This window comes from Sphingosinicella sp. (genome assembly GCF_052387495.1).
Lineage (GTDB): Bacteria > Pseudomonadota > Alphaproteobacteria > Sphingomonadales > Sphingomonadaceae > Allosphingosinicella.
In genome coordinates, this window is sequence record NZ_JBQTJC010000157.1 from 1 (window position 1) to 7,090 (window position 7,090).

The window sequence follows — 7,090 nt, forward strand, 5'->3', positions numbered from 1 at the left end:
CGGTCGAAATAGAAGGTGTCGTGCATCGCCCGCGCCGGATGGGTCTCGGGGATGTTGAGCGCGGTGAAATTGTGCCAGTCGTCCTCGATCTCGGGCCCGGTCGCGACCGAAAAGCCCATGTCGGCGAAGATTTCGGCGAGCTCGTCCATCACCTGGCTGACCGGGTGGACGCTGCCCTCAGGCCCGGTGTCGACCGGCAGGGTCATGTCGAGTCCCTCGGTCGCGAGCCGCCGCTCCAGCTCCGCCGCCTCCAGCGCGGTTTTCTTCTCCGCCAGTGCCGCCGTCACCGCCTCGCGCAGGGCATGAATGCGTGGACCCTCGGTCTGCCGCTCGTCCGGCGACATCCCGCCCAGCGTCTTCAAGAGGCCGGTCACCGCCCCCTGCTTGCCGAGCGCGGCCACCCGCTCCGCCTCGAGGGCGACCAGATCGTCCGCTGCCTCGATACGGGTCAGCCAATCGGTCTTCATCCGGTCGAGGTCGGCGCTCATGCGGCGGCCCTAGCGGGGCGGAAAGAAGCCGTCTAGCATGGGCCGGCCATGACTTGCTGGCCCGAGCTCAGCGCACGGCGCGACCGGCCGACCATCGTCGCGCTCCATCTCTTCTCGCAGGTGGTCGGCAAGGTGCCGACCGCATTGCTCCCCTGGAGGAACCATGGCTGGCATTTGACTCTGCACGTCACGCCGCGCGGCTTGCGCACCGAGCTGATCCACGCCCAGGGCGGCGCCTTCGCGCTCGTCTTCGATTTCGCCGACCACCGGCTCGTCTATGACAGCGCGGCGGCACGGATGAACGTCCCGCTTCATTCGATGTCCGTCGCCGATTTCCACGGCCAGGTCATGGCGATGCTCGGCCGCGCCGGCCATTCGGTCCACATCCATGCCGCGCCCACCGAGATCGAGCCCGCCATCCCCTTCGCCGAGGACAAGGAGACCCGCGCCTACGATCCGGACAGCGCCGGGCGCTTGCATGGCGCGCTCGTCCAGGCCGACCGCGTCTTCCGGCTGTTCCGCTCGGGCTTTCTCGGCAAGGTCAGCCCGGTCCACTTCTTCTGGGGCAGCTTCGATCTCGCCGTCACCCGCTTCTCGGGCCGGAGCGCGCCGCTCCACCCGGGCGGCATCCCCAACCTGCCCGACGCCGTCACCCGTGAGGCCTATAGCCACGAAGTCTCCAGCGCCGGCTTCTGGCCGGGCGGCGCGGGCGCGGAAGGAAGCTCCTTCTTCTACTCCTACGCCTATCCGACGCCGGAGGGGTTCGCCGCCGCGACCGTCGCGCCGGACGCGGCACGCTTCGACGCCGCGCTCGGCGAGTTCATTCTCGATTACGAAGCGGTCCGCACTGCACCCGATCCCGACGCAACACTTCTCGCTTTCCTCGACTCGACCTACGCCGCGGCGGCCGATCTCGGCGGCTGGGACCGCCCCGCCCTCGAATGCGTCCGCGGCAAACCTGGTGTGCCGAGGCCCGTGTGAAGACGTTTGCTAACGAATACGAAGGCCCTGCGCCGCGAGCTCCGCAGCCAATTCGTTCGAGCATCGAACGAGCACGGGCCTGTATGTTTCGCTTTCGCGCATGCGCCGCGTTGCCGGCTCGAAGATCTGATAAAAATCCATAAGCGGATAGTCTGTCACGATTCGTGCGAGGATCGCATTGTCGGCTGCGGATATTGCTTCGCCCGCCTGATGACGAATGTAGATGGACGCGAAGGTGCGATAGTCCTCACCCTCGTAGAAGCGGATCAAGCGGTTCAGCCTGGCTGTTCCAAGCTCTCGCGCCACTTCGCGGAACATGGCCAGCGTTGCCGATTGCGCAGCAGGAAACAGGCACTGGCCATATGCCCGAAGAATCGCTTCCACCTCGTCGCCCCGGTCGGGGTTTAGGCGGGTTAGGCGGTCGAGCTCTTCGCGAGTCGTCCGTGGGGCACTCAACTGATCCCTGTCGGGAAAAGCGGCGGTGAACCGGTCGATAATTGCATCGTCTGGGGGTGGTTCGCCTTGCGCTGCTCCAACGGATGGGACCGACAGCACCAGAGCTGAAGCCCCCAATCCTATCGCCATTGCCATCCTTCGTTTCATTTCGCAGGGAATGCTTGGCTAAATGTGAGTTGTCTAGCTCGGTTGCTATCCCTGAAACGGAAACGGGGAGATCGTCTTCCTGGTCTCGTTGACGGCCAGCGTCATCCCCGCCGGCGGCGCGGCGCGCTGGGGGCAGCGGACTCGGGGGCAGATCGCGCAGGCGGGGCCGATCGGCGCGACGAGCGGCGCCTCGCGGTCTAGCCGCGTCCGCCTGCGACGAATATCCCTCGGGCGGCGGCAGCGCGGCGATGATCCCGCTCCGGCCGAGCGCGGCCAAGCCGTCGGCTGCTTTGATGCGGCCGAGCCAGTCCGCTTTCATCCGGCCAAGGTCGCTGCTCATGGGGCGGCCTTAAGCAAGGACCGAGGCAAAAAGCAAAGGAGTCACCGGAGAGTCAGTGAGCGGCGTGATGGCTTTGCGCCATTCGGTAAGGTAGCTTCGAAGCTTAGCCGCCGCACCGGGGGACGAGAAACATGGGCTTCAGCGAACGGGTCGAGAGGCTCAAGGCGAAGCGCGATGTTGGGGCGCTGATCCGCATTCTGAAATATGGAGGTCTCCGTCTCAAGCTCGAAAGAGACTTGCGGCGTTCGGAAGCCGCCCGGGCGCTTGCCGAGCTGAGGTCGGCGGCGGCTGTCGAACCGCTGATTCGCACCTTGGCTAGCGAGAGATTCTTCGTTCGCGCGTCCGCCGCGCGCGCACTTGGTGAGATCGGGGATCGCCGGGCGCTTGCGCCCCTGCTTGCCATGGTCGAGGACGGCGGCCACAGCGTCCGCACCGAGGTTGGCCTGGCCTTGGCGAGACTGGGCGACTCGCGCGGCTTCGAGCTGCTCGTTCTACTGTTGGGCCGGTGGGGCGACCCGGAACGCATTTGTGCCGCCGTCGCCCTTGGCGAGCTTGGTGACCCGCGCGCGGTCGCTCATCTAATGCGGGTGCTGGGGACTTCGGACGAATTTATGGGCAGCATGGCCGAAAGGGTGTTGATCGAGCGGGGCTGGAAGACGCGGGAAGAGATCGAGCAGGCGAAACGCGGCGAACCGTGCATCCACGACGTGAGGTTCGCCAACGAGCTATGCCACGATTGCGGCGCTCCGCTCGGACAATGCACCAGCTGCGACGCCTGGTTTCACATGTATCCCTCCGGCAACTCGCCGACGTGCCTGTAAAGGCCTCCTAGCCACCCAGAAACGGAAACGGCGACACCGTCTTGCGCGTCTCCTGCACGGTCAGCGTCTGGCCGACCGGCGGCGCGGCGCGCTGGGGGCAGCGGACGCGGGGGCAGATCGTGCAGGCGGGCCCGATCGGGGTGACGAGCGGCGCCTCGCGGTCGAGACCGTCGGCATAGGCGATTTTCGGCGCGTGCCTGACGTCGCAGCCGAGGCCGATGGCGAGGGCGCTGTCCTCCCGGGGATCGAGCCGGACCGAGCGCTCGACCGTCCGCGCGATCGTGAAGAAGCGCTGGCCGTCGGGCGTCTCGACGATCTGGGTGAGCACCCGCCCCGGCGTCTGGAAGGCGCTGTGCAGGTTCCAGCGCGGGCAGGTGCCGCCGAAGCGGCTGAACGGGAAGGCCGCGCCGGCGAAGCGCTTGGAGACGTTCCCCGCCGCGTCGACCCGAAGCATGAAGAAGGGGATGCCCGGCGCGCTGCTGCGGGCGAGCGTGGTGAGGCGATGCGCGACCTGCTCGACGCTGGCGCCGAACTCGGCGCAGAGCCGGTCGATGTCGTAGCGGTGCCGCTCCGCCGCCTCGAGGAAAGGCTCATAGGGCATCATGATCGCACCGGCGGCATAATTGGCGAGGCTCATGTGGAGGAGCCGGCGGGTCGGCCCGTCCGACGGCCCCGCCGCCTCGACCATCTTCTGGAGCAGCGGGCGGAACTCCATCAGGGCGAGCTGGTAGGCGAGGCCGAAAGTGCGGCTTTCGGGCCGGAGCAGCGAGGAGAGCATCAGCCGCTTGCGGTGGAGGTCGTAATGCTGGCTGGCGCCGTCGAGCACCTCCGGCGGCACGATCCGCGCCTCGACTCCGAAGCCGTCCTTCAGCCGGCGCCGCAGCGGCTCGGCGAGCGCCAGCGGATCGCCGAGCGCCCCGGCCAGCGTCTCCGCCGCCTCCTCCAGATAGGGGAAGTGATTTCGCTCGGCCTGGATATGGTCGCGCACCCAATTCTGCGGCGCGAGCGGCGCGCGCTCCTCCTCGTCCGCGCCCACGGCGGGCTGCCGCCTGAGCTCCACCAAGGCCGCATAGAGCCGCGACACCGCGTCGGCGACGCCGGGCGCGTTGTCGGCGACCTCGACCAGCTCGTAGCGCGGCACGGCCAGCCCCGAGAACATCGGATCGGCGAAAATCTCGCCGAGCTGGTCGGTGCCCGTACCCTCGCCCCCCGCGGCCGCGAAGCTTTTGAGATCGACGTCGTAAGTCTCGGCGAGCTTCAGCAGCACCTGCGCCGTCACCGGCCGCTGGTTGCGCTCGAGATGGTTGAGATAGGAGGGCGAGACGCCGATTTCGGTCGCCATCGCGCTCTGGTTCAGCCCTAGCTCCGCGCGCAACCGCCGCAGCCTCCGGCCCAGGAACAGCTTGCGCTCCGCCATGCCTGACACTCTGTCAAATATTCACAAAGGTCGCAAGACGGATCGTGACACAGCGACCCTTTTCCGTGCTGCGATCAGAGGCGCGGCGTGTTCATTGGCGCGACTTCGTGTGACTTTTGGAGCGGCCATGACCAATTTCAGCGACCTCGTCCCCGCCTCGGCCGGAAGGTTCGACGGCATCGCGCGGCCCTATTCGCCCGAGGACGTGGCGGCCTTGCGCGGCTCGGTCCCGATCGAGCACAGCCTCGCCCGGCGCGGCGCGAACCGGCTCTGGGAGCTGCTGACCGGCGAGGATTATGTGAACGCCCTCGGTGCCGTCACCGGCAACCAGGCGATGCAGATGGTCCGCGCCGGGCTCAAGGCGATCTATCTTTCGGGTTGGCAGGTCGCCGCCGACGCCAACACCGCGGGCGCCATGTATCCCGATCAGTCGCTCTATCCGGCCAATGCCGGCCCCGAGCTCTGCCGCCGGATCAACCGCACCCTCCAGCGCGCCGACCAGATCGAGCATCTCGAGGGCGGGGCCAGCCGCGACTGGTACGCCCCGATCGTCGCTGACGCGGAGGCCGGCTTCGGCGGGCCGCTCAACTGCTTCGAGATCATGAAGGCCTATATCGAGGCCGGCGCCGCGGGCGTCCATTTCGAGGATCAGCTCGCCGCCGAGAAGAAGTGCGGCCATCTCGGCGGCAAGGTGCTGATTCCCACCCAGGCGCATATCCGCAATCTCGACGCTGCCCGGCTCGCCGCCGACGTCTGCGGCGTACCCACCCTCCTCGTCGCCCGCACCGACGCCGAGAGCGCCCGGCTGATCACCTCCGACGTCGACGAACGCGACCACGAATTCCTCACGGGCGAGCGCACCGCCGAGGGCTTCTATCGGCTGAAGGAGGGCACCGGGCTCGACCATTGCATCAAGCGCGGCCTCGCCTTCGCGCCCCATGCCGATCTGCTCTGGTGGGAAACCAGCCACCCCGATCTCGACGAGGCGAGGGTCTTCGCCGAGGCGATCCAGCGCGACTATCCCGGCAAGCTGATGGCTTACAATTGCTCGCCCAGCTTCAACTGGGCGGCGAAGCTGGACGAAGCCACGATCGCCCGCTTCCAGCGCGAATTGGGCGCGATGGGCTATAAATTCCAGTTCGTCACCCTGGCCGGCTTCCACAGCCTCAACCACGGCATGTTCGACCTCGCCCGCCGCTACCGGACGGGCGGCATGGCGGCCTATTCCGAGCTGCAACAGGCCGAGTTCGCCAGTGAGGCGGGCGGCTATACTGCCACCCGCCACCAGCGCGAGGTCGGCACCGGCTATTTCGACCGGGTCGCGCAGACCCTCGCCGGCGGCGAGGCCTCGACGGTCGCATTGGCCGAATCGACCGAGGCCGCCCAGTTCACCGCCATCGCGGCGGAATGAGAGGAGAATTGCCATGACCAAGCGCTTCTGGGTCGTCGGCGGGGAATATCAGGACCCCGATTTCCGCGCCCTGATCCCCGGCACCGAGACGATGGCGGGCCCGTTCGAGGACGAGCACAAGGCCCGCAACGAATGGGTGCGGCTCACCTATTGTCCGCGCACCGCCTCCGCCACCACGCGCTATTCGATCGCGGCCGAGGCGATGCAGTGACGGCGACGGACTTGGCCGAGCGGCCGGCGCCCCTTAAGGCGCCGGAGGTGCCCCGCGCCGATGACGTGCTGACCGAGGACGCGCTCGACTTCGTCGCCGCGCTCCACCGCCGCTTCGATGCGCGCCGTCGTGCGCTGCTCGCGGCGCGGCTGGAGCGGCAGAAGGCGTTCGACGCCGGCGAATTGCCCGATTTCCTGCCCGAGACCGCCTACATCCGGGAGAGCGAGTGGCAGGTCGCGCCGATCCCCGCCGACCTGATGGACCGGCGGGTCGAGATCACGGGGCCGACCGATCGGAAGATGGTCATCAACGCGTTCAATTCGGGGGCGCAATGCTTCATGGCCGATTTCGAGGACGCGACCTCGCCGACTTGGGTCAATCTGGTCGAGGGCCACGCGAATCTCCGGGATTATTGGCTGGGCAAGCTCAGCTACGACGATCCCGCGAGCGGCAAGCATTATGCGCTCGGCGAGAGGACTGCCGTGCTGATGGTCCGCCCGCGCGGCTGGCATCTCGACGAGCGCCATTTCGAGGTCGAGGGAAAGCCCGTCGCCGGCGGCCTGTTCGATTTCGGCCTTTATCTCTGGCACAACGCCAAGGCCGCGCTCGAGGCGGGCTCCGGCCCTTATTTCTACCGGCCCAAGCTCGAAAATCACCGCGAGGCGGCGCTGTGGAGCGACGTTTTCGGCTTCGCCGCAGCGCGGCGCGGCCTGCCGCGCGGCACGCTCCAGGCGACCGTGCTGATCGAGACGATCACAGCCGCCTTCGAGATGGACGAGATTCTCTACGCGCGGCGCGAGAATATCGACGGCCTCAAT

At 67.5% G+C, this 7,090-nt stretch carries 8 protein-coding genes and 1 pseudogene; 5 read left to right on the forward strand and 4 right to left on the reverse strand.

Going from position 1 to position 7,090, the window contains the following annotated elements:
* On the reverse strand, positions 1-488 hold a 488-nt coding region (locus tag ACT4N8_RS08900), incomplete at its 3' end, for a tRNA ligase subunit PheS family protein (protein WP_444857777.1).
* A 48-nt stretch (positions 489-536) separates the two neighbouring features.
* Here ACT4N8_RS08900 and ACT4N8_RS08905 point away from each other — a divergent pair.
* On the forward strand, positions 537-1,469 hold the full coding sequence (locus ACT4N8_RS08905) for a DUF5996 family protein (protein WP_444857778.1): 933 nt from the start codon (positions 537-539) through the stop codon (positions 1,467-1,469).
* A gap of 9 nt (positions 1,470-1,478) precedes the next feature.
* Here ACT4N8_RS08905 and ACT4N8_RS08910 read toward each other — a convergent pair whose 3' ends face one another.
* Positions 1,479-2,060, reverse strand: a complete 582-nt coding sequence (locus tag ACT4N8_RS08910) for a hypothetical protein (protein WP_444857779.1) — start codon at positions 2,058-2,060, stop codon at positions 1,479-1,481.
* 57 nt (positions 2,061-2,117) lie between these two features.
* Positions 2,118-2,294: a short-chain fatty acyl-CoA regulator family protein gene (locus ACT4N8_RS08915; RefSeq protein WP_444857784.1), complete on the reverse strand. Its 177-nt coding sequence runs from the start codon at positions 2,292-2,294 to the stop codon at positions 2,118-2,120.
* A gap of 249 nt (positions 2,295-2,543) precedes the next feature.
* Between ACT4N8_RS08915 and ACT4N8_RS08920 the strand changes: the two genes are divergently transcribed.
* The gene (locus tag ACT4N8_RS08920) at positions 2,544-3,233 is read left to right on the forward strand and encodes a HEAT repeat domain-containing protein (protein WP_444857780.1); all 690 of its coding nucleotides are present in this window, start codon (positions 2,544-2,546) and stop codon (positions 3,231-3,233) included.
* A gap of 7 nt (positions 3,234-3,240) precedes the next feature.
* On the opposite strand, the gene ACT4N8_RS08925 is transcribed toward ACT4N8_RS08920, so the two are convergent.
* The gene (locus ACT4N8_RS08925; RefSeq protein WP_444857781.1) at positions 3,241-4,650 is read right to left on the reverse strand and encodes a helix-turn-helix domain-containing protein; all 1,410 of its coding nucleotides are present in this window, start codon (positions 4,648-4,650) and stop codon (positions 3,241-3,243) included.
* A 127-nt stretch (positions 4,651-4,777) separates the two neighbouring features.
* Here ACT4N8_RS08925 and aceA point away from each other — a divergent pair, with 127 nt between their 5' ends.
* The 3 genes and pseudogenes from aceA to ACT4N8_RS08940 form a co-directional block, all read left to right on the forward strand.
* Positions 4,778-6,061 carry an isocitrate lyase gene (aceA, locus tag ACT4N8_RS08930; protein WP_444857782.1) on the forward strand — a complete coding sequence of 428 codons (1,284 nt, stop codon included), beginning with the start codon at positions 4,778-4,780 and terminating at the stop codon, positions 6,059-6,061.
* Positions 6,062-6,074: 13 nt separating this feature from the next.
* Positions 6,075-6,272, forward strand: a complete 198-nt coding sequence (locus ACT4N8_RS08935; RefSeq protein WP_444857783.1) for a DUF4170 domain-containing protein — start codon at positions 6,075-6,077, stop codon at positions 6,270-6,272.
* A 47-nt stretch (positions 6,273-6,319) separates the two neighbouring features.
* A pseudogene (locus ACT4N8_RS08940) lies at positions 6,320-7,090 on the forward strand (malate synthase A); the annotation flags it as partial.

Coding starts and splice junctions, on each gene's coding strand:
- ACT4N8_RS08910 (WP_444857779.1), bottom strand. CDS start 2,060: ATGGCAATGGCGATAGGATTGGGGGCTTCAGCTCTGGTGCTGTCGGTC.
- ACT4N8_RS08935 (WP_444857783.1), top strand. CDS start 6,075: ATGACCAAGCGCTTCTGGGTCGTCGGCGGGGAATATCAGGACCCCGAT.
- ACT4N8_RS08925 (WP_444857781.1), bottom strand. CDS start 4,650: ATGGCGGAGCGCAAGCTGTTCCTGGGCCGGAGGCTGCGGCGGTTGCGC.
- ACT4N8_RS08920 (WP_444857780.1), top strand. CDS start 2,544: ATGGGCTTCAGCGAACGGGTCGAGAGGCTCAAGGCGAAGCGCGATGTT.
- aceA (WP_444857782.1), top strand. CDS start 4,778: ATGACCAATTTCAGCGACCTCGTCCCCGCCTCGGCCGGAAGGTTCGAC.
- ACT4N8_RS08905 (WP_444857778.1), top strand. CDS start 537: ATGACTTGCTGGCCCGAGCTCAGCGCACGGCGCGACCGGCCGACCATC.